General features: G+C 74.6%; 18 protein-coding genes and 2 tRNA genes. 10 read left to right on the top strand and 10 right to left on the bottom strand.

From position 1 onward, the window contains the following. Positions 1-390 (bottom strand): hypothetical protein (locus tag E9549_RS18945; protein ID WP_236828152.1); only part of this gene is annotated, 390 nt, incomplete at its 3' end. 342 nt (positions 391-732) lie between these two features. Here E9549_RS18945 and E9549_RS18950 point away from each other — a divergent pair. Continuing rightward, entirely contained in the window at positions 733-2,013 is a 1,281-nt protein-coding gene (locus E9549_RS18950; RefSeq protein WP_236828153.1) for an alpha-hydroxy-acid oxidizing protein, read from the top strand. Between the two features lie 157 nt (positions 2,014-2,170). Here the strand turns inward: E9549_RS18950 and E9549_RS18955 are convergent, their stop codons facing one another. The 3 genes from E9549_RS18955 to E9549_RS18965 all read right to left on the bottom strand — a co-directional run bounded on the left by E9549_RS18955 (position 2,171) and on the right by E9549_RS18965 (position 8,881). Beyond that, on the bottom strand, positions 2,171-4,831 hold the full coding sequence (locus tag E9549_RS18955; protein ID WP_236828154.1) for a penicillin-binding protein: 2,661 nt from the start codon (positions 4,829-4,831) through the stop codon (positions 2,171-2,173). Positions 4,832-5,037: 206 nt separating this feature from the next. After that, entirely contained in the window at positions 5,038-7,278 is a 2,241-nt protein-coding gene (locus tag E9549_RS18960) for an MMPL family transporter (RefSeq protein ID WP_236828155.1), read from the bottom strand. 271 nt (positions 7,279-7,549) lie between these two features. Further along, positions 7,550-8,881: a heparin lyase I family protein gene (locus tag E9549_RS18965; protein WP_236828156.1), complete on the bottom strand. Its 1,332-nt coding sequence runs from the start codon at positions 8,879-8,881 to the stop codon at positions 7,550-7,552. A gap of 332 nt (positions 8,882-9,213) precedes the next feature. Between E9549_RS18965 and E9549_RS18970 the strand changes: the two genes are divergently transcribed. Next, the gene (locus E9549_RS18970; protein ID WP_236828157.1) at positions 9,214-10,368 is read left to right on the top strand and encodes an IS481 family transposase; all 1,155 of its coding nucleotides are present in this window, start codon (positions 9,214-9,216) and stop codon (positions 10,366-10,368) included. 49 nt (positions 10,369-10,417) lie between these two features. On the opposite strand, the gene E9549_RS18975 is transcribed toward E9549_RS18970, so the two are convergent. The 3 genes from E9549_RS18975 to E9549_RS18985 all read right to left on the bottom strand — a co-directional run bounded on the left by E9549_RS18975 (position 10,418) and on the right by E9549_RS18985 (position 11,909). Beyond that, positions 10,418-10,490 (bottom strand) — tRNA-Arg (locus tag E9549_RS18975). Positions 10,491-10,510: 20 nt separating this feature from the next. After that, positions 10,511-10,599: transfer RNA gene (locus tag E9549_RS18980), tRNA-Ser, on the bottom strand. Positions 10,600-10,709: 110 nt separating this feature from the next. Continuing rightward, entirely contained in the window at positions 10,710-11,909 is a 1,200-nt protein-coding gene (locus E9549_RS18985; protein ID WP_236828158.1) for an MFS transporter, read from the bottom strand. A 104-nt stretch (positions 11,910-12,013) separates the two neighbouring features. Between E9549_RS18985 and E9549_RS18990 the strand changes: the two genes are divergently transcribed. From E9549_RS18990 to E9549_RS19020, 7 genes are all read left to right on the top strand, one after another. Then, complete coding sequence (locus tag E9549_RS18990; RefSeq protein WP_236828159.1) at positions 12,014-12,544, top strand: CGNR zinc finger domain-containing protein; 531 nt, start codon at positions 12,014-12,016, stop codon at positions 12,542-12,544. Positions 12,545-12,676: 132 nt separating this feature from the next. Continuing rightward, on the top strand, positions 12,677-13,276 hold the full coding sequence (locus E9549_RS18995) for a phosphatase PAP2 family protein (RefSeq protein ID WP_236828160.1): 600 nt from the start codon (positions 12,677-12,679) through the stop codon (positions 13,274-13,276). Then, complete coding sequence (locus tag E9549_RS19000; protein WP_236828161.1) at positions 13,273-14,643, top strand: TrkH family potassium uptake protein; 1,371 nt, start codon at positions 13,273-13,275, stop codon at positions 14,641-14,643. The genes E9549_RS18995 and E9549_RS19000 overlap by 4 nt, the downstream gene beginning before the upstream one ends. Further along, positions 14,636-15,298: a TrkA family potassium uptake protein gene (locus tag E9549_RS19005; protein ID WP_236828162.1), complete on the top strand. Its 663-nt coding sequence runs from the start codon at positions 14,636-14,638 to the stop codon at positions 15,296-15,298. Before E9549_RS19000 ends, E9549_RS19005 begins: the two co-directional genes overlap by 8 nt. Before the next feature lie 100 nt (positions 15,299-15,398). Further along, positions 15,399-15,971, top strand: a complete 573-nt coding sequence (locus E9549_RS19010) for a DoxX family protein (RefSeq protein WP_236828163.1) — start codon at positions 15,399-15,401, stop codon at positions 15,969-15,971. Further along, positions 15,968-17,020 (top strand): PHP domain-containing protein, encoded by a 1,053-nt coding sequence (locus E9549_RS19015; protein WP_236833563.1) that lies wholly within the window; start codon positions 15,968-15,970, stop codon positions 17,018-17,020. The genes E9549_RS19010 and E9549_RS19015 overlap by 4 nt, the downstream gene beginning before the upstream one ends. Positions 17,021-17,187: 167 nt before the next feature. Next, positions 17,188-17,334 carry a hypothetical protein gene (locus tag E9549_RS19020; protein ID WP_236828164.1) on the top strand — a complete coding sequence of 49 codons (147 nt, stop codon included), beginning with the start codon at positions 17,188-17,190 and terminating at the stop codon, positions 17,332-17,334. Between the two features lie 17 nt (positions 17,335-17,351). Here the strand turns inward: E9549_RS19020 and E9549_RS19025 are convergent, their stop codons facing one another. From E9549_RS19025 to rfbB, 3 genes are all read right to left on the bottom strand, one after another. After that, on the bottom strand, positions 17,352-18,203 hold the full coding sequence (locus E9549_RS19025; protein ID WP_236828165.1) for a hypothetical protein: 852 nt from the start codon (positions 18,201-18,203) through the stop codon (positions 17,352-17,354). A 75-nt stretch (positions 18,204-18,278) separates the two neighbouring features. After that, positions 18,279-19,124 (bottom strand): NAD(P)-dependent oxidoreductase, encoded by an 846-nt coding sequence (locus tag E9549_RS19030; RefSeq protein ID WP_236828166.1) that lies wholly within the window; start codon positions 19,122-19,124, stop codon positions 18,279-18,281. After that, on the bottom strand, positions 19,121-20,116 hold the full coding sequence (gene rfbB / locus E9549_RS19035; RefSeq protein WP_236828167.1) for a dTDP-glucose 4,6-dehydratase: 996 nt from the start codon (positions 20,114-20,116) through the stop codon (positions 19,121-19,123). Before rfbB ends, E9549_RS19030 begins: the two co-directional genes overlap by 4 nt. Positions 20,117-20,438: 322 nt before the next feature. Between rfbB and E9549_RS19040 the strand changes: the two genes are divergently transcribed. Then, positions 20,439-20,670 (top strand): hypothetical protein (locus E9549_RS19040; protein ID WP_236828168.1); only part of this gene is annotated, 232 nt, incomplete at its 3' end.

Raw genomic sequence — 20,670 nt, forward strand, 5'->3', positions numbered from 1 at the left:
CGCCGGCTCGGCGGCCTCGCAGTCCTCGACCGTGGGCCGGGTGAGCGTGTAGTCGGCCAGGTCGTCCACGAAGGTCACGCCCGAGCCGTCGCGGGCGGTGAACTCCAACCGCGGGTCGATGGTCTCGCCGGGAGCGACGTCGCCGGTGCGCAGCACCACGCTCGCGTAGGGCTCCAGGACGGCGTCGTCCTCACCGGACGGCGTCCGTCCGGTGGCGAGGACGACGACGTAGGGGGCGCTGCCGGCGACGACCTCGACCACGATCCCGCCGGGGCGGCAGCTGGGGCCGTGGGTCACGCGGGCGTCGGGACGCGCGGGGTCGTCGACCGCGCGCGCCGGGGCGGCGCCGGAGACGGCGAGGCCCAGGAGGACGACGAGGAGTCCGGTCACCACACCGGCGGGGAGGGCACCGCGGGCCACCCGCGCCGACGTCTCCCGCGCCGGCCCGGCGATCTGCCCCGAACCGCTGTTCAGCCCTGCTCCCCCTGTTTCCGGTGCACCTGAGTTCCGAGGATGAGGGAAGTGACGCTTCGTTGCCAGCCCGTTACGAGCGTGTCGCGCGTGTCGTGCGGCGTGTCGCCAGATTCCCCGCTGCTCCCCCTCCCCGTGAACCACGGGACCGTGCGATCTCATCCCGGCCCGGTACCCGCGGTCGGCCGCTCGCACCCCCCGATCGGGGCGACCGCCCCGCCCTGCGTCATCGGCCGTGAGGCCGGTCACTACGGTGACCGCGTGGACGAAGCGGGCGCCGGCCGACGGCGGCAGAACGAGGTGTACCGGGCCGGCGTGTACGGCCGATCCCCACGGGTGCCGGTCGGCATCCGCCGGCTGCAGGAGCGCGCCAAGCGGGCGCTGGACGCCCGCGCCTACGCCTACGTCGCGGGTGGCGCCGGCGACGAGGTGACCCAGCGCGCCAACCGCGCCGCCTTCGACCGGTGGGCCGTGGTGCCGCGGGTGCTGCGCGACGCGAGCGTCCGGGACACCTCCGTGGAGCTCTTCGGCCGCCGGCTGCCCGCCCCGCTGCTGCTGGGGCCGGTCGGGGCGCTGGAACTGGTGCACCCGGAGGCCGACCTCGCCGTCGCACGGGCCGCTGCCGCCACCGGCGTGCCGATGGTCTTCTCCAACCAGGGCTCGCGCTCGATGGAGGAGTGCGCGGCCGCGATGGACGGCTCGCCGCGGTGGTTCCAGCTGTACTGGTCGACCTCCGACGAGCTCGTGGAGAGCCTGGTCCACCGCGCCGAGAAGGCCGGCTGCGACGCCCTGGTGGTCACCCTCGACACCACGATGCTCGGCTGGCGCCCGCGCGACCTCGACCTGGGCCACCTCCCGTTCGCGCTGGGCAAGGGCATCGCGCAGTACACCTCCGACCCGGTGTTCCGCCGGCTGGTCGAGGAGCGGGCCGCCGCGGCCGGCCCCCGCGACGCGCAGCCGCGGCCCACCCCGGCCGCCGTGCGGGCGCTGGTCACGATGGCGCGTGCGTGGCCGGGGTCGTTCCGCGAGAACCTGCGCTCGCCGCTCCCCCGCGCGGCCGTCGAGACCTTCCTGGCCATCTACTCGCGGCCCTCCATCAGCTGGGACGACCTCGCCTGGCTGCGCTCCCGCACGAAGCTGCCGATCCTGCTCAAGGGCGTGCTGCACCCCGACGACGCCCGGCGCGCGCTCGACGAGGGCATGGACGGCGTCGTGGTGAGCACCCACGGCGGGCGCCAGGTCGACCGGTCGATCGCCGCGCTCGACGCACTCCCCGACGTCGTGGCGGCGATCGGCGACCGCGCGCCGGTGCTGCTCGACAGCGGCATCCGGAGCGGCGCCGACGTCTTCACCGCCGTCGCCCTGGGGGCCCGGGCGGTGCTGCTCGGGCGGCCGTTCGCCTGGGGACTCGCCCTGGCCGGCGAGGCCGGGGTGCGCCAGGTCATCGAGGACGTCGTCGGCGAGTTCGACCTGACGCTGGGCCTGACGGGCCACACCGCCGTCGACCAGCTCGGCCCGGAGATCCTGCGCCGCGTCGGCTGATCGTTCCGGGCGGTCCCGGGCCGCGGGTTGACGGCACCTGTGAGCTGGGTCACAGTAGGGACGGGCGGGGGAAGCCGGGAAGACAGTGGCTACCCACCGCTGGGTAGACCGACCAACGCGGCCAAACCGCCAGGACCGGCCCCCCGCCCCTCCAGCCCTACTGCACCGCGTCCGGCGGCGGCTGCGGCGGCTCGGGCTCCGACGGCGGCGGCTGCGGCGGCTCGGGCTCCGACGGCGGCGGCTGCGGCGGCTCCGGCTCCGACGGCGGCGGCTGCGGCGGCTCCGGCTCCGACGGCGGCGGCTGCGGCGGCTCGGGCTCCGACGGCGGCGGCTGCGGCGGCTCCGGCTCCGACGGCGGCGGCGGCGGCTCCGGCGCAGGCGGCGGCTCCGGCTCCGACGGCGGCGGCGGCTCCGGCGCAGGCGGCGGCTCCGGCTCCGGCGCAGGCGGCGGCTCCGGCGCAGGCGGCGGCTCCGGCGCAGGCGGCGACGGGGGTTCCGGCGCAGGCGGCGGCTCCGGTGCGGGCGGCGGCGGAGGCGGCGGGGGCGGTGCCCAGCGGGCTCCGTTGCTCACCAGCACCGTCACGGTGGCGCCGCGGTCCAGCACCGTGCCCGGGCCCGGGTCGACACCCAGGACCGTGCCCGGCGGCCGGCCGCTGTCGACCCGCACCAGCGAGGCGCCGAGGTCACGGGCGCCGAGCAGCCCCCGGCAGCGGGAGACCGAGCGGCCGGCGCACCCGACGGGCACCGCCTCGCGCGTGCCCTGCACGAACGCCGGGTCGGCCGGCGCGAAGGGCACCGGCTCGCGGGCACCCAGGACCGGCGCCATCGCGTCGTGCCAGATCCCCGCGGGGATGCCCCCGCCGAAGCTGCCGACGTCCTCGTTCCGCTGCGGGTTGTAGATCATGACGGCGGCCGCCAGCTGCGGCGTGTACCCGACGAAGGTGGCCGAGAAGGTGTCCTGCGTCGTCCCGGTCTTCCCGGCGATCTGGTGCCCCGGCACGTAGGCGCGTCGGCCGGTCTGACCGGGGAAGCCCGGCTCGACGTCCTTGCGCAGGGCCTGGTTCAGGGTGTTCGCCAGCCCCGGGGCGACCACCTCGCCCTCGCACCGCGGCCCGCCGAGCGGCTGCCCGTCCTCCCCCAGCAGCGGCTCCCCGGAGCGGTCGAGCACGCGCTGGATCGGCGAGGGGTCGCACCGGGTGCCGCTCGCGGCCAGCGTCGCGTAGGCGTTGGTGAGGTGCAGCGGGCTGGTCGCCTCGGCACCGAACGTGAAGGAGCCGCGGTTCTCGGCGACGACCTGGTCGGCGACCGGGTCCAGCGAGGCCAGCCCCAGCCGCTGCGCCATCCGCACCGGCGCCTCGACGCTGCCGAGCTGGTCCTCCAGCGCGAGGAAGTAGGTGTTCGAGGACATGTAGAGCGCCTGCTCCATGTCCAGCCGCTCCCGGTAGCGCCCGGCGTTGCTCACCTCGTAGGGCTCGTCGCCGTCGCGGTACACCGTCGACTCGTACGGGTCGGGCGTGGTGATGACGTGGTCGAGACCCAGCCCCTGCTCGAGCGCCGCCGCCGCGGTGAACACCTTGTACGTCGAGCCGGAACCCTGCCCGGCCACCTCCGGCAGGTTCACCACGGTCTGCGTCGGATCGGCCTCGTCGCTGCCGTAGGTCCGGTTCACCGACATCGCCAGCACCCGGCCGGTGCCGGGCTCGACGGCGGTGTAGACGGCCGCGCGCGGGTCCTCGAGCGCCAGCGCCTGGCGGACGGCGGCGTCCCCGGCCTGCTGGACGGCCGGGTCCAGCGTCGTCTCGACGGTGAGCCCGCCGGTCTCGATCGTCTCCTGGTCGATGCCCAGCGTGCCGGTGAGGTAGCGGAGGGCGTAGTCGCAGAAGAACCCACCGATCCGGGCCTCCTGGCAGCCGCGCGGCGGCCCCTCGCCAGGGCTGAGCACCACCGGCTCGCGGCGCGCCTCGGCGACGGCGGCGGGGTCGGCCAGCCCGAGGTCGGCCATGCGGCCCAGCACGACGTCGCGGCGCTCGGTGGCCCGCTCCGGAGCCGTGAACGGGTCGTACTGGGCCGGGCTCTGCACCAGCCCGGCGAGCGTGGCCGCCTGGGCGAGGGTCAGCGCGTCCGGGGTCACGCCGAAGTAGGTCTGGGACGCCGCGGCGACGCCGTAGGCCCCGGCCCCGAAGTAGACCCGGTTCAGGTAGCGGGTGAGGATCTCGTCCTTGCTGTACTCCTGCTCCAGCGCGAGGGCGAGCTGGGCCTCCCGCAGCTTGCGGGCGATGCTCTCGTCGGTCGCGGCCTGCCGCGCGTCGGGGTCGGTCGCCGTCTGCAGGCGGATCTGCTTGACCAGCTGCTGGGTGAGGGTCGATCCGCCCTCGACCACCTCGCCGGCGCTGAGGTTGCGCAGCAGCGCACGGGCCAGGCCCTGGCCGTCGACGCCGCTGTGCGAGAAGAAGCGGCTGTCCTCGATGGCGACGAGCGCGTCCTTCATCACCGGGGCGATCGCCTCGCCGGGGACCACCGTGCGGTTGCGCCGGTAGAACTCGGCGATGAGGGAGCCGTCCGCGGCCAGCACGCGGGTGTTGCCCGGCGGCGTGCGGTCGAGCAGGTCGTCGCCGACCGGGCGCAGCACGTCCGTACCGGCGCGCGTGGCCAGCGTCGCCCCGCCCACGACCGGCAGCGCGAAGCCGGCGACCAGCGCCCCGCCGAGCACGACGGCCAGGGTCAGCTTCAGCAGTGCGCGCCCCCGGCGGCGGCGCGGGACGGGGGTCTCCTCCACCCCGGGCAGCGGCAGGCCGTCGCGGACGGAACGGGGCGACACGGATCTCCTCGGCGCAGGGGGCAACGGCGGCTCCCGCGGGCGGGACCCCGTTCCTCGTTACCCCTCGGATCGCGCGACGCCATCCGGGGGACCGGTTCGTCACGCGATCGCAAAGTCCCCGGGCGCGGCTCCGGGGGCCGGTCCCGCGGTCCACCCGGCCCTGGCGGACCCCTCGGACGCGAGCTCGACCCCCGGAGCGGGCGGGCTCAGTCGGCGGAGAGCACCAGGGGCTCGTCCACCACCTCCCGGCGGGGCACCGGGACGGCCGCGGCCGGCGGCACGGGGACCGGCTCGTGGCGGACCGACGGCAGCCAGGCCAGCCAGCGCGGGAGGTACCAGTTGCGCTCACCCAGCAGCTGCATCACGGCCGGCAGCAGCAGCGCCCGGACGACGGTGGCGTCCAGCAGCACCGCGACCGCCAGGCCCAGCCCGATCTGCTTCATGCTCGTCATCGACAGCGTCACGAAGGTCAGGAAGACGAAGACCATGATCACCGCGGCGCTGGTGACCACCCCGGCCGAGGAGGTGATGCCCTGCGCGACGGCGTCCCGGGTGGCCAGGCCGCGGTCCCGGGCCTCGCTGATCCGGCTGAGGATGAAGACGTGGTAGTCCATCGACAGGCCGAAGAGGATCACGAACAGGAACAGCGGGATCCAGTTCACGATCGCGCTGGTGCCGTCCAGGCCGATGAGCCCCGCGCCGACGCCCTCCTCGAAGACCAGCACCATCACGCCGTACGCGGCGGCCACGCTCAGCAGGTTCAGCACGATCGCGGTGACCGCGACGGTGACCGAGCGGAACGAGACCAGCAGCAGCAGGAAGGCGAGCACCAGGACGAAGCCGAACACCCACGGGGTGCGCTCGGCCATCAGCTCGTCGAAGGCCACCGAGTACGCGGTGCCGCCGCTGACGACGGCGGTCACGCCGTCCAGCGCGCCCACCGTCGCGGGCACCAGCTCGTCGGCCAGCGTCGCCAGGGCGTCGCGGGACGCCTGCTCCTCGCCGTCGCCGACCAGCGGCACGCTGACCACCGCGACGGTGCCGGTCGCGCCGGCCTCGACGGCGATCGGCTCGTTCATCTGCCCGCTGGCCAGGGCGCGCTCGCGCAGCTCGGCGATGGCGGCCTGCACCTGCGGGGCGGTGACGTCGGGCGCCTCGATCACCACCTCGGCCGGTGAGGGCCCGCCGGGGAACGCCTCGGTGATCCGGTTGTAGGTCTGGATGACGGCGAGGTCCTGCGGCAGGTCCTGGACGCCCTCGGCGCGCAGGTCCATCGACGCCGCGGGCACGGCGAGCCCGACGAGCACCCCGCCGGCGACGACGGCGGCCACCAGCGGCCGGCGCAGCACCGCGCCGAGGACGACGGGCCAGAAGCGGCCCGGCCGGTCGGCGGCGCGGCTGCGCAGGAACGGCAGCCGGCCCTTCTCCACCCGGTCGCCGAGCCAGGCCATCATCGCCGGCAGCACGGTCAGCGAGCCGAGCACCGAGCAGGCGACGACCAGGATGGTGGCGGAGGCGACGCCGGTGAACACCGAGAACCCGGTCAGGAACATGCCGGCCATGGCCACCACGACCGTGATGCCGGAGATGAGCACCGAGTGGCCCGAGGTGGCGGCGGCGACGTCGAGGGCGTCGACCGGACCGGCACCCTTGGCCCGCTCCTCGCGCTCCCGCTTGAGGTAGAAGAGGGAGTAGTCCACGCCGACGGCCAGGCCGATGAGCAGCATCACGATCTGCGCGGTCTGGTCGACGTGCCAGATCTGGCTGGTGAGGCTGAGCAGCCCGAGGGCCCCGACGAACGCCGAGAGCGCGAACACCAGCGGCAGCAGGGCGGCCACCAGCGCCCCGAAGGTCAGCAGCAGCACCGCGAGGATGATCGGGATCGACAGCAGCTCCGCGCGCTGGAAGTCGGCGTCGAGGGTGTCCGACAGCGCGAGGTCGGCGCTGGTGCCGCCGAACTGCTCCACGCGGACGTCGTCGTGCTCGGCGGCCACCGCGGCGACCACCTCCTGCACGGGGGCGATCTGCTCGGCGGCGTCGTCCGGGTCCCCGGCGAGGTCGAAGGTGACCAGCGCCGAGCGGCCGTCGGCGGAGACCAGCGGGGCGCCGTCGAGCGGGCTGACCAGGTTCGCGACCTCCGGGGTCGCGCGCAGCTCGCCGACGAGGTCGGTGAGCGCGGCGGTGGCGGCGGCCTCGGGGACGTCGGCCTCCCGCTGCACCAGGACCATCTCCGAGGCCGGCTCCTCCCAGCCGTTGTCGGCGAGGATCTGCTGCGCCCGGGCCGGCTCGCCGAGGGTCTGCTCGGCGGAGGTCAGCTGGGCCTGCGGCACGAACGCGCCGACGGCGACGGCCGCGAGCACGAAGGCCAGCCAGCCCAGCACCGCCGTCCTCCGGTGCCGTGCGCTCCACCGGCCGACCCGCCCCGCGAGGTTGCGGGATCCATCCATCGTCGTCTCCTGTCCGTGTGCGGGTGTCCGCAGGCCAATGTGCTGGCCGGGCGGGCGTGCGCCCATCCCGCCAGCTGGCCGTTCGGGGGTCGGGCCGGCCCGACCATCGGGCCGCGTCCCGTCGGCCGAGAGACTTCCGGAGGAGGCGTGGCGGAACATCGGAGAAACCCCTGAGCCCGTCCCTGATCTTGATCGGGGGCGCGCGCGGGGGTCCGCTCCGGGGGGGTCGGTCCGGCGGCGCGCGCACCCCGGTGGCGCGACGGAGCAGGGGTCAGCCGGCCGGCCGGTGCAGCCTGTTCAGCGGGGCGACCGACTCCAGCGTGGGGCCGTACCCGATCGGCGCGTGCTGCAGGTAGTGGCTCCGGGCGGTGCCGGCCGCCGAGTAGATCCCCTGCTTGATGTAGACCGACTGGCCGGTGTACAGGGTGGCGGCGTTCTCCGACAGCACCTTCTCCCCCTGGTGCCAGACCTCGACGAGGCCCGTCGCCGGGTCCGGGGACCACACGAAGCGGACGGTGAGGTCGTTCCAGGCACCCTTGTCGATCGGGCCCAGGTCGAAGGTCTCGACGTACTGCGCGTCACCCGCGACCCGCCCACCGGTGCCGCCGCGGACGTCGACCATCAGGTGCTCGCGGACGTCGGACCAGAAGTGGACGTTCGGGTTGCCCGAGTTCACCGTCTGGTGCCACTGGGTGAAGATCAGGAACTGGCCGCGCTCGTCCCAGTCGTGATCGGCCGGGAAGAACGTCGACCAGGCCCAGTACTGCTCGTCGCCCGGCTGGACGTCCCCGGAGTCGGCGATCGAGTCGCGGACCTCCGACCGCAGGGTGCCCGTGGTCCCGTTCCAGCCGGTGTCCCCGGGGTGGACGGTGAAGAAGGCGGTGCGGGAGCTGCCGGGGTACGGGTTCTCCGTGGTCACGCCCTGCGCCTCGGGCCGCAGGGAGTGGACCTCGTCCCAGGGGTCGGGGAGCAGGGTGGCGGCGTCCTCGTAGTCCCAGACCCGGGTGGGCACGGGTGCGGGCGCGGCGAGCTCCGGCTCCGCGGGCGGCGGCGTGGCCGGGTCCGTGGGCTCGGTGGTCGGCGTCGTGGGCTCGGTGGTCGGCGTGGTCGGGTCCGTGGGCTCCGTCGTCGGGGCCGTGGGCTCGGTGGTCGGCGTCGCGGGCTCGGACGGCGGCGTCGTCGGCGTCGCGGGTTCCGTCGTCGGCGTGGCCGGCTGCCCGCCCGGGAAGACCTGCACCACCTCGCTGCGTGCGCCCTCCCTCTTCGCGGCGTCTCGGGCGACCACCACGAAGGAGAAGGCCGGCGTCGAGAGCGGCAGGCGCGCCGACGTCCACGTCGTGCGGCTGGTGGAGCCGACCACGCGCCCGGCGTCGCTCCGGGTGACGTCGAGGACGACGTAGTCGCGCGCCCCGGGAACGCCGGACCACCGGAGCACCGCCCGCTGGGCGGCGACCGCGCCGGTGACGTCGGCCGGCGCGGGGAGCACGCCCGCGACCTGGACCTGCGATGCCGCCGGCCGGGGGGCGGCGAGGGCGGAGCCGGCGAGCGGCGTGCCACCGAGCAGGGTCATGGCGGCCAGGGCGGCGAGGTGGCGCTTGTTCACGACGTCGGTCCTCGGATCGGCGGAGCGCGGCTGGCCCGGCATCGGGACGGCGAGGAGGAGCCGCGGCGGTCGCTGACCGAGAGTAGTGGTGCAATCACGTCCTGCGGCCGATCGACGCGCAGGAACCCTGCCGGGCGCGCCGGCGGCGAGGGATGAGCCGGGCCGCGCGACGCCCCGTCGGGCCCTGGGAACGAATCTGCCGCGCCGCCCCCGTCGGGGCTGCGCGGCAGATCGGTGTCTCAACCAGACGTGCACCCGAAGGTGTCTGAGTTGAGGACATCGTGCACACCTGTCTCGGGACATCGTTCACACCCTGAGGTGAGGGGTGTGCGATGGGAATGCCGCAGCTGGTCGTCACCGCGGTCCTGCTCGAGGGCCGCAGCAAGAGCGAGGTGGCTCGGGACTACGGCGTCTCACGCCGCTGGGTCATCGAGCTCGTCCAGCGCTACCTCGCCGAAGGAGACGCCGGACTGACACCGCGCTCCCGTCGCCCGCGCTCCAGTCCCGGCCGCACGCCGTCCTCCGTGGAGGAAGAGATCGTCGAGCTGCGCAAGGAGCTCGACCGGGACGGCCACGACGCCGGCGCGGCCACCATCGCCGACCATCTGCACCGCCGGCACGGCACCAGCCCGGCGGTGTCCACGATCTGGCGCATCCTCACCGCCCGCGGCTTCATCACCCCCCAGCCGCACAAGCGACCGAAGAGCTCCTACGTGCGCTTCGAGGCGGTCCAGCCCAACGAGCGCTGGCAGGTCGACATCACCCACTGGACGCTGGCCGACGGCACCGACGTCGAGATCTGCAACTGGCTCGACGACCACTCCCGGTTCTGCCTGGCCAGTACCGCCGCGCCGGTCTTCACCGCCCCCAGCGTCGATCAGCTCTTCCGCGACGTGACCGCCGAGCACGGCGATCCGGCCGGCGTGCTCAGCGACAACGGCGCGGTCTTCACCGGCCGCTACCGCGGCGGCGGACGCGTCGCCCTCGAGGTCACCCTGCACGCCCGTGGCGTGGTCTGCAGCCACTGCCGGCCCTACCACCCGCAGACCTGCGGCAAGGTCGAGCGCTTCCACCAGACCCTGAAGAACTGGCTGACCCGCCAACCCCGCGCCACCACCCTGGCAGACCTGCAGGCCCAGCTCGACGCCTTCCGCGGCTACTACAACCACCGACGGCCGCACCGGGCCCTCACCCGGCGCACCCCAGCCGAGGCCTACACCGCCCGCCCGAAGGCCGCTGCCAGCGGCGTCCCGCTCATCGACGGCCACTTCCGCGTCCGGCACGACACGGTCGACAGCAACGGCAAGCTCACCCTGCGGCACAACAGCCGGCTGCACCACATCGGCATCGGCCGCCGCCACGCCCGCACACCCGTCCTGCTCCTGGTCCACGACCTGCACGTCCGGGTGCTCACCACCAGCGGCCGGCTACTCACCGATCTGCAGCTCGACCCGACCCGGGACTACCAACGCCAAGCCCCAACGTGAACGATGTCGCGGGACACCTGTGAACGGTGTCCCGCGACATCGCAAGACGTGCACCCGAAGGGATTCGAACCCCTAACCTTCTGATCCGTAGTCAGATGCTCTATCCGTTGAGCTACGGGTGCCTGTGTTCAGTTGTCGTGCGCGGAGGCTCCGGGATTTGAACCCGGGATGGGGGTTAACCCAAACCGCATTAGCAGTGCGGCGCCATAGACCGGACTAGGCGAAGCCTCCCGGGGTTCGAGTCACCTCGGAACCACCGAGGAGAGAGACTACCAGCGCCCCGCGCCCGGCTCCCCCGGGGGTGGGCCGGCACCCCCCGCCGCCGGACGGCCGCGCCGGGATCAGGCGGCGACCGGCTCCCGGTGGACGGCGGCGACGCGGGGCCCCCGCCCGGGCACGAGGGTGACGACGACGGCGGCCGCCGCTCCCGCGCAGGCCAGCAGCAGCGACCCGGGCACCCCGGCCGGGCTCTCGATCAGCGCGCCACCGAGGGCCGCCCCGATGGCCGAGGCGCCCACGGTGATCGTCGACAGCCAGGTGAACGCCTCGGTGGTGGCGTGCACCGGCGCGAGCGAACCGACCAGCGAGTTCTGCACGGTGAGGGTGGGGGCGATCGCCGTCCCGCCCAGGAAGAGCAGCACGCCCAGCGCCCACGGGCTGGACACCCATGCCAGCGGTGCCAGGCCGATGGTGACGCCGAAGAGCAGCCAGCGGTACTGCCGGGGCAGCGACGCGCTCATCACCCGAGCGCCGAACCACAGGCCGCCGGCCACCGAGCCGAGCGCCCACACGGCGAGCAGCAGGCCGGAGATGCCGGGCCGGCCGGTGGAGTCGGCGAACGCCGGGATGGCCACCTCGAGCGCGCCGAAGCCGAGCATCAGGCCCGCGCCGCTGACCAGGATCCGCGGCATGCCCGGGGAGAGCACGGTGGAGAAGAGGGTCGCCGACGGCGCCACCTGGGGCATCCACGAGCGGGCCGCCCCGGCGACCCCGACCGCCCCGACGACGGCCAGGACGCCGGCCACCCCCACCGCCCAGGCCGGGGAAGCCAGCACCGCGAGCGCGGCGACCAGCGCGGGGCCCACGACGAAGACGAGCTCGGTGGCGGTCGCGTCCAGGGCGTAGGCGGTCGGCCGGCTGCGCGGATCGGTGCGCGACCACAGGGCGCGCACGGTGCCCGAGACCAGCGGCGTCGTCGCCCCTGCCAGCCCCGAGGCGGCGATGACGGCGGCGTCGGGGGCGCCGCCGAGGGTGACGGCGACCAGCAGCCCGAGCAGCAGCGGGTAGAGCGCCGCCTGGGTCAGCAGGATGGGCCGCGGGCCGCGCCGGTCGGCGAGCCGGCCGAGGACCGGCGCCATGATCGCCGAGGCGATGCCGAGCGTGGCCGCTGCCAGGCCGGCGATCGCGTAGGAGCCGGTCTGCTGCTGCACCATGAGCAGCAGTGCCAGCGGCACCATGGCCGAGGGCAGCCGGCCGGCGAAGCCGGAGAGGAGGAGCACCGGGGCGGAGGGGAGCCGCCAGACGGCGAGGTAGGCACGCACGCTTGCACTCGTTTCGCACTGCAGGGGAACGGAACAGTAGGCGGTCAAAGACCGTTGACCGCCTACGCAGACCCGAGACTAGGGATTCGACGGTAGGGAGTCAATTGGACTACGACACCTACGGGTCGACCGCGGTCGAGCTGGCCATCGACCTGGCCAACGCCGACCTGGCGCCCGACGACGGGGTGGCGCGCTTCCTGGCGTCGCACGAGGAGTGGTTCACCACCGGGACGTCGGCGGAACTCACGCCGTCCGACGTCGAGAAGGCCGGCGCCACCGCCCGGCTGGTGCGGGCCGTCGCGCTCGCGGAGTCGCAGGACGACGTCCTCATCCGGCTCAACGAGCTGCTCGCCCTCGCCCGCCCGCGGCCCTACGCCACCGACCACGACGGTGAGCTGCACCTGCACTACGCCCGCCCCGACGCCCCCGTGCTGGAGCAGCTGACGACGACGGTCGCGATGGGGCTCTCCCAGGTGGTGGTGCAGCACGGCTGGCAGCGGCTGGGCGTGTGCTCGGCCGAGGGGTGCGACGACGTCTACGTCGACACCTCCCGCAACGCCAGCCGCCGCTACTGCTCGAACACCTGCGCCAGCCGGTCGACCGTCGCCGCCTACCGCGCCCGCCAGAAGAGCTGACCCCCAGCCCGCTTGATGATCAGGTCACCTGATCACCAAGGGTCCTGGCTCAGCACCGGTCGTGAGCCAGGACCCGCAACGATCAGGTCACCTGATCAACAGGGCCGGCGCCGCGGCGGTTAGCGTCCGCGCGTGCCCCTCCCCCGCGATCTCGACGCGCGGCTGCACGCCTGGATCGGCGGTCTCCCCACCACCCCGGCCGACCGCTGGCTGCGCCGGCTCTCCACCGCGGCCGACCACGGCAAGCTCTGGCTGCTCGTCGCGCTCGCCCTGGGCACCCGCGGCGGCCGGCTGCGGCGCGGCGCCCTGCGGGGAACCGCCGCGATGGGGCTGACGAGCGCGCTGGTCAACGCCGTCCTCAAGCCGCTGTTCGGCCGGGTGCGCCCCGACCTCGCGAACCTGCGCACCGAGCGCCGGCTGCGCCGCGAGCCCGGCAGCCTGTCCTTCCCCAGCGGCCACTCGGGCTCGGCCGCGGCGTTCGTGACCGGGCTGGCGCTGGAGGCACCCGGGGCCGGTGCCGCGCTCGCCCCGCTGGCCCTGGGCATCGGCTACTCGCGGGTGCACGTCGGCGTGCACTATCCCGGCGACGTGCTGGCCGGTCTCGCGGTGGGTGGCGCGGTGGCCGCCTCGGCCCGGCGCGGGTGGGAGCTGCGCGGCTCGCGGCCCGAGGTGTGCCAGGGTGTCCCGCGCGCGGTCGGCCGACGACGGCGGCAGCAGGAGGAGCCGGGGTGACGCAGGGGTACGTCCGGCCCGCCCCCGGATCGGCGGTGGCGCGGGGCTTCGGGCACCCCGGCCGGGTGATCGCCGGGGCGTTCCTGCTGGCGATCGCGGTGGGCACCGCGCTGCTCTCGCTGCCGCTGGCGACGCCCGGGCCCGAGCGGGCACCGTTCCTCACCGCGCTGTTCCACGCCACCTCCGCCGTCTGCGTCACCGGCCTGGTCACCGTGGACACCGGCACCTACTGGTCGGGCTTCGGGCAGGGCGTCATCCTCGCGCTCATCCAGGCCGGCGGACTGGGGATCATGACCCTCGCCACCCTCGTGGCGCTGCTGCTGTCCCGCCGGCTGGGCCTGCGGGCGCGGCTCATCGCCCAGGCCGAGACCAAGTCGCTGTCGGCCTCGGACGTGCGCCGCGTGGTCGGCCGGGTCGTGCTCTTCAGCCTCGCCTGCGAGACGGTCGCGGCGGCCGTGCTGACCACCCGCTTCGCCCTCGGCTACGACGAGCCCCTGCCCGACGCGCTCTACAGCGGGGTCTTCCACGCCGTCTCGGCGTTCAACAACGCCGGCTTCGGCCTCCGCCCGGACAACCTGATGGGCTGGGTCGGCGACCCGTGGGTGAGCCTGACCATCGCCGCGGCGGTGATCATCGGCGGGCTGGGCTTCCCGGTCGTCTTCGAGCTCCTCCGGTCGTGGCGCCGCCCCCGGACGTGGACGGTGCTGACCCGGATCACCGTCGTCGTCACCGCGGTGCTGCTGGTCGTGGGCACGGCCGGCTACCTGCTCGCCGAGTGGCGCAACCCGCGGACGCTCGGCCCGCTGAGCGCCGTCGACAGCGTCATGGCCGCGTTCGTGGCGGGGACCATGCCGCGCACCGCCGGGTTCAACAACCTCGACATCTCCGCCCTGCAGCCCGAGACCCTGTTCCTCACCGACGCGCTGATGTTCATCGGCGGCGGCAGCGCCGGCACCGCCGGCGGCATCAAGGTGACGACGTTCGGGCTGCTGGCCTACGTGCTGTGGGCCGAGCTCCGGGGCGACGTCGACGTCGAGGTGGGCCGCCGCCGCGTACCGCCGACCAACCAGCGGCAGGCGCTCGCCGTCGCGCTGCTGAGCATCGGCGTCGTCGCCGTCGCCACCTTCGCCATGGAGGCGATGACCGACTTCTCCTTCGAGCAGGTGCTGTTCGAGACGATCTCGGCGTTCTCCACCGTCGGGCTCTCCACCGGCATCACCCCCGCGCTGCCTCCGGGCGCGCAGCTGCTCGTCGTCCTGCTGATGTTCGTCGGCCGGATCGGCCCGCTCACGCTCGCCTCCGGCCTGGCCCTGCGGGACCGCGCCCGGCGCTACCAGCTCCCCGAGGAGAGGACCATCGTTGGCTAGTTACAGGGACCCGGTCGCGGTCATCGGGCTCGGCCGGTTCGGCACCTCGCTGGCCACCGAGCTCGCCGACGGCGGCACCGAGGTGCTGGCGGTCGACCACCGCCCGGAGATCGTCCAGCGGCTCTCCGGCCAGCTCGGCCAGGTGGTCGTGGCCGACGGCACCGACCTGGACGCGCTGCGGGAGCTCGGCATCGGCGACTTCCGCCGCGTCGTCGTCGCCATCGGCACCGACCTGGAGGCCAGCATCCTGACGACGTCGCTGCTGGTGGAGCTCGAGGTGCCCGACATCTGGGCCAAGGCGCTGAGCAGCCAGCACGGCAAGATCCTCCAGCGCATCGGCGCCCACCACGTGGTGTTCCCGGAGCACGAGATGGGCGAGCGCGTCGCCCACCTGGTGTCGGGCCGGCTGCTGGACTGGGTGGAGCTCGACCCGCAGTGGGTGTTCGCCAAGACCAAGCCGCCGCGGGAGATCGTCGGGCGCCCGCTCGGGGAGACCGGCCTGCGCAAGCGGCACCGCGTCACCGTCGTCTCCGTGAAGCCCGAGGGCGGCGAGGCCTACACGCACGCCGCCGTCGACACGGTGCTCACCTACGGGTCGACGATCGTCATCGCCGGGCATCCCCGCGACGTGGAACGCTTCGTCGACCAGCAGTGAGCCCGCGGGGAGGCGTGATCGCGGCCGGGTGATTGCCGGGTGGATCTTCGGGGCAGTGCACCGAGCGACTGCCCCGGCCCTCCGAGGAAAGAGGTTCCCCATGCTGGTTCGCCGGATCGCCCGGCCCCTGCTCGCCGCACCCTTCATCTACGGAGGGATCAGCACCCTGCGCAAGCCGCAGGACCGCGTGGCCGGGGCGCGCCCCGTGGTCGAGAAGATCGCCGAGACCGCCGACAAGCAGCTCCCGGTGGAGCTGCCCCGCGACGTCGAGCAGTGGGTGAAGGCCGACGCGGTGATCAAGGTCGCCGCCGGCTCGCTCTTCGCGCTGAACAAGTTCCCGCGGCTCACCGCCATCGTGCTCTCGGCATCGATCGTGCCCACCACGCTGGCCGGGCACCGCTTCTGGGAGCACGACGACCCGACCGAGCAGTTCGGGCAGATCTCCAACTTCGTGAAGAACACCGGCCTGTTCGGCGGGCTGCTGCTGGCCGCCGTCGACACCGAGGGCAAGCCGTCGGTCGGGTACCGCACGCGCCGCGCCGCCAAGCGGGCCGCCGACGCCACGGAGAAGAACTACGAGAAGGCCACGAAGCGCGCGATGAAGGCGCAGAAGAAGGCCACCCGCAAGGCGGGCAAGAAGTCCGGCAAGGGAGCCCTGAAGGTGTTCAGCTGAGCACCCCGCTCCCGCCCGCGGCCGCGCTCCGGAGGATCGCCTTCCTCCTGGAGCGCGCCCGCGAGGCCACCTACCGGGTGAGCGCCTACCGCACCGCCGCGGCGGTCGTCGACGGCCTGGACGACGCCGAGCTGGACCGCCGCATCCGCACCGGCACGCTGAAGGACCTCAAGGGCATCGGCCCGAAGACGGCGACGGCGATCGCCCAGGCCCACCGCGGCGAGGTGCCGCAGTACCTGGCCGAGCTCGAGGAGACCTACGCCGGCGAGCTCCCGGCCGCCGAGGAGGTCGCCGCGTTCCGCGCCGCGCTGCGCGGCGACCTGCACGCGCACTCCGACTGGTCCGACGGCGGCAGCCCGATCCGCGAGATGGCCGAGGCCGCCATGGCGCTGGGCCACGAGTACCTGGCGCTGACCGACCACTCCCCCCGGCTGACCGTCGCCAACGGCCTGAGCCCCGAGCGCCTCGAGCAGCAGCTCGACGTCGTCGCCGCGCTGAACGAGGAGCTGCACCCGTTCCGGATCCTCACCGGCATCGAGTGCGACATCAACGCCGACGGCTCCCTGGACCAGACCGACGAGCTGCTGGGCCGCCTCGACGTCGTCGTCGCCAGCGTGCACTCCGACCTGCGGGCCCCCGAGGCGCAGATGACCGAGCGGATGCTCACCGCCGTCGCCAACCCGCACACCGACGTCCTGGGCCACTGCACCGGCCGGCTGGTGATCGGCCGCCGGCAGCGCGACGGCACGCAGAAGCCGCGGCCGGAGAGCCGGTTCGACGCCGAGGCGGTGTTCTCCGCGTGCGTCGAGTTCGGCACCGCGGTGGAGATCAACTCCCGCCCCGAGCGGCTGGACCCGCCGCGGCGGCTGCTCACCCTGGCGGTGGAGCTCGGCTGCGAGTTCGCCGTCGACACCGACGCCCACGCACCCGGTCAGCTGGACTGGCAGTCCAACGGCTGCGAGCGCGCCGTGGAGTGCGGCGTCCCCGTCGAGCGCGTCGTCAACACGCGCACGGCCGACGACCTGCTCGCCTGGACCACCGGCCAGTAGCTCGACCGACGGTTCCCGCGTGATCACAGCGGGTAGTGGAGCTCCCGTTCGCGGGCATGGTCGCGCAGCGTTCACCCCACCGACGCCCGCGCGCCCGGTATCCCGGGTACACCGTTGCACGGACGAGCCGCCCCGACGGCGGGCGGCGGACCGGAGGGAGGGGTGAGGTGACCCGTTCCGCAGCTGCCCGCGGTGCCTCGGCGTCGCGGCGCGCCACCCTGCACGTGCACTGGTTCCGCTGGCGCGGCGAGGACCCGTTCGCCGGGTCGTCCTTGTACGCCTGCCGGTGCGGGCAGGTCCGCCCCGGCATCTGAGCCCTGCGCGGGCCGGCTCAGCGGGTGGCGGGCCGCTCCACCGGCTGCGCCAGCTCGAGGGAGTGCGCGTCGTCGGTGCGGCGCAGCGCCCAGTCGGCCGGGAGCACCAGCCGCGGCGCGACACCGATCAGGACGGCGACCAGGAAGGCGACGCCGGCCAGCGCCTCGCCGGACTCCTCCAGGAACGTGGCGGTGACCAGCAGCGAGCCGGGCGCCAGCGCGGAGAGCGCCGAGAGGCCGACGGAGGCGACGCCGTAGCCGGCGAGGCTGCCCAGCACCCGGCGCCGGTCACGGCGCTCGGTGCGGCTGAGGAAGAACAGCGCCCCGACGACGGCGATCGCGGCGACCGCGCTGACGGCGAGGGCGGCGGGCCGGCCGACGGCGGCGTACAGGGCCGCCATCGCGTCGGCGTGCACCGTGCCGCCGGCCTTGACCGAGGCGATGCCGGCGGCGACCACCCCGACGGCCAGCCACCAGGTGCGGCGGCCGGGGTTGCGGGCGGCACCGGCGACGGCGGCGACCGCGGCGACGGCGAAGAGCCCGGCCACGAACAGGCGGGGCAGCGAGAAGGGGGCGTCCATCGAGAGCAGCTGCGCGGCCGGACCGGACGCCCCGTTCAGGCGCAGCACGAAGCCGGTGGCCATGAGCAGCACGGCGGCGGCGGCCAGCCCGATCCCGACGGGGGGCAGCGGGACGGCGCGGCGGCGGGTGCGCACGGCGCGGACCGGCTGCGCAGCCGGGACCCGGTCGGCCCAGGACGGCGCGGAGAGCTCGTCCGCCCGGCGGATCACCTTCCCGAGCAGGACACCCAGGACCGCGGCGACCGCCGTCCAGACGACGAGTCCACCGACGATCCAGGCCCACCACACGCGGTGATCATCGGCAGGGCCGCGGCGGAACTTGACCCCCGCGCCGCTCGTGGCGTGACCGGCGGGGCGGCCGGGTCAGCTGAGACCGGCGAGGTGCTGGGCCAGCCCGTCGCGCCAGCGCTCCGGCCGGAAGCCGGTGGACCGGATCCTGGTCAGGTCGAGGACGGAGTTCAGCGGCCGCGGCGCGACACCGGTACGGCCGGCGAAGTACTCGGCGGTGCTCACCCGCACGACGTCGTCGGCCGAGCGGCCGCGGGCGGTGAAGACCAGCGCGGCGACGTCGGCCCACGACGCCGGCTCGCCGTCGCCGGTGAGGTTGTAGGTGCCGTAGGGCGCGCCGCTGACGACCAGGTGGCGGATGCCGGCGGCCAGGTCGCGGGCGCTGGTCGGCCGGCCGATCTGGTCGTCGACCACCGAGGGCGAGACGCCGCGGTCGGCCAGGGCGGCCATGGTGCGCACGAAGTTGCCGCCCTCCCCCACCACCCAGGTGGTGCGCACCAGCCAGTGGCGCTCGACGGCGGTGGCGCGGGCGTCGCCGTCGGCCTTGCTGCGGCCGTAGACGCTCAGCGGCGCGGGCGGGAGGTCCTCGGGGATCGGGCCGGGGTGGGTGCCGTCGAAGACGTACTCGCTGGAGAGGTGCACCAGCGCGGCCCCGGCCCGGTCGGCGGCGCGGGCGAGGTGGGCGACGGCGTCGACGTTGGCCGCCCGCACCGCCGCCAGGTTCGCCGGGTCCTCGGCCGCGTCGACCGCGGTCCACGCGGCGGCGTTCAGGACGACGTCGACGCCGGTCCAGTCGACGGCCGCCACCGCGGCGGCGTCGGTGACGTCGAGGGCGGCCCGGTCCAGGGCGACCGCGCCGGGGAACTCGCGCCGCAGCGCCCGGCCGAGCTGACCGCCCGCGCCGACGATGACGGCGTTCACTGCCCCTGGGCCGCGTACGCCGCCTCGACGCCGTCCTTGAGCGGGCGCCACCAGGCCTCGTGCGCGCGGTACCAGTCGATGGTCGCCGCGAGGCCGTCGCGGAACTCGGTGTAGCGCGGCGTCCAGCCCAGCTCGGTGCGCAGCTTGGTGGCGTCGATGGCGTAGCGCAGGTCGTGGCCGGCGCGGTCGGTCACGGAGTCGAAGGCGTCGGCCGGCTGCCCGGTCAGCTCCAGGACCAGCCGCAGCACCTCGAGGTTGCTCTTCTCGCCGTCGGCGCCGATCAGGTAGGTCTCGCCGGAGCGGCCCCGGTCGAGGATCGCGTGGACCGCGGAGTTGTGGTCGTCGACGTGGATCCAGTCGCGCACGTTCTCCCCGGCGCCGTAGAGCTTGGGCCGCAGCCCGCACAGCACGTTGGTGACCTGCCGCGGGATGAACTTCTCCACGTGCTGGTAGGGCCCGTAGTTGTTGGAGCAGTTGGAGATGGTCGCGTGGATGCCGAACGAGCGCACCCACGCCCGCACCAGCAGGTCCGAGCCCGCCTTCGTCGAGGAGTACGGGCTGGAGGGGTTGTACGGCGTCTCGGGCGTGAACTTCGCCGGGTCGTCGAGCTCCAGGTCGCCGTAGACCTCGTCGGTGGAGATGTGGTGGTAGCGGGCACCGTGCCGGCGCACCGCCTCGAGCAGGGTGAACGTGCCGACGACGTTGGTCTGCAGGAACGGCGCCGGGTCGCGCAGCGAGTTGTCGTTGTGGCTCTCGGCGGCGAAGTGGACGACGACGTCGCTGCGGCCCACCAGCCGGTCGACGACGTCGGGGTCGGCCACCGAGCCGTGCACGAACGCGATGTCGTCACGCACCGGGTCCAGCGACGCCGGGTTGCCCGCGTAGGTCAGCGCGTCGAGCACGGTGACCTCGTACTCGGGGTGCTCGCGCAGCGTCTGGTGCACGAAGTTGGCGCCGATGAAGCCCGCGCCCCCGGTGACGAGCATGCGCATCGCCTGCTGAACCTCCGCCGTGGATCCCCCGGCCGGACGACGCCGCGCCGTCCGGTCCCCGCGCTGCGGCGGGTGGTGCAGGGCCCGACGGTAGTCGCCCCGGACGGCGCGGCCCGGCATCCTGCCTTCCGCCCCGACCCTTCCGAGGGGTGGTCGACCCGCCGGTCCCCCGCTGATCGACGCCGTTCCGAATCGCTCCGGTCACCGACGGTGAGGCCGAGCCGTCGCGCGCCGCTGTTAACCCGAACGCCACCCGAGCCCGGTTCCCCTTCCCGGGTCATGGGTCGAAGGTGTCCGGGAGAGGAGCGACAGGGGGGACCGCATGCCCATCGGCCGGCCGTGGGGTGACGCGCGGGTGGCGCGCGGCCTCGGCACGCCGGCCGGCGCGGCCCCGTCGGGGCGGGCGCGCTGGTCGTGGCGCCTGCTGGTGACCGCCTTCCTGCTGCTGGGCGCCTGGACGGTGCTGGCCGCCACCAGCGACGACGCGGCCCGGGCGACGTCCCGGGTGCACACGGAGGGCGACACCCACGTCACCGCGCCGGCGGACGAGGGGA

This window comes from Blastococcus sp. MG754426 (assembly GCF_021699055.1).
Taxonomy (GTDB): Bacteria; Actinomycetota; Actinomycetes; order Mycobacteriales; family Geodermatophilaceae; genus Blastococcus.

Excerpts from the sequence above, each read along its gene's own strand:
- E9549_RS18970 (WP_236828157.1), top strand. The coding sequence starts at position 9,214 with ATGGGAATGCCGCAGCTGGTCGTCACCGCGGTCCTGCTCGAGGGCCGC.
- rfbB (WP_236828167.1), bottom strand. The coding sequence starts at position 20,116 with ATGCGCATGCTCGTCACCGGGGGCGCGGGCTTCATCGGCGCCAACTTC.
- E9549_RS19010 (WP_236828163.1), top strand. The coding sequence starts at position 15,399 with ATGCTGGTTCGCCGGATCGCCCGGCCCCTGCTCGCCGCACCCTTCATC.
- E9549_RS18960 (WP_236828155.1), bottom strand. The coding sequence starts at position 7,278 with ATGGATGGATCCCGCAACCTCGCGGGGCGGGTCGGCCGGTGGAGCGCA.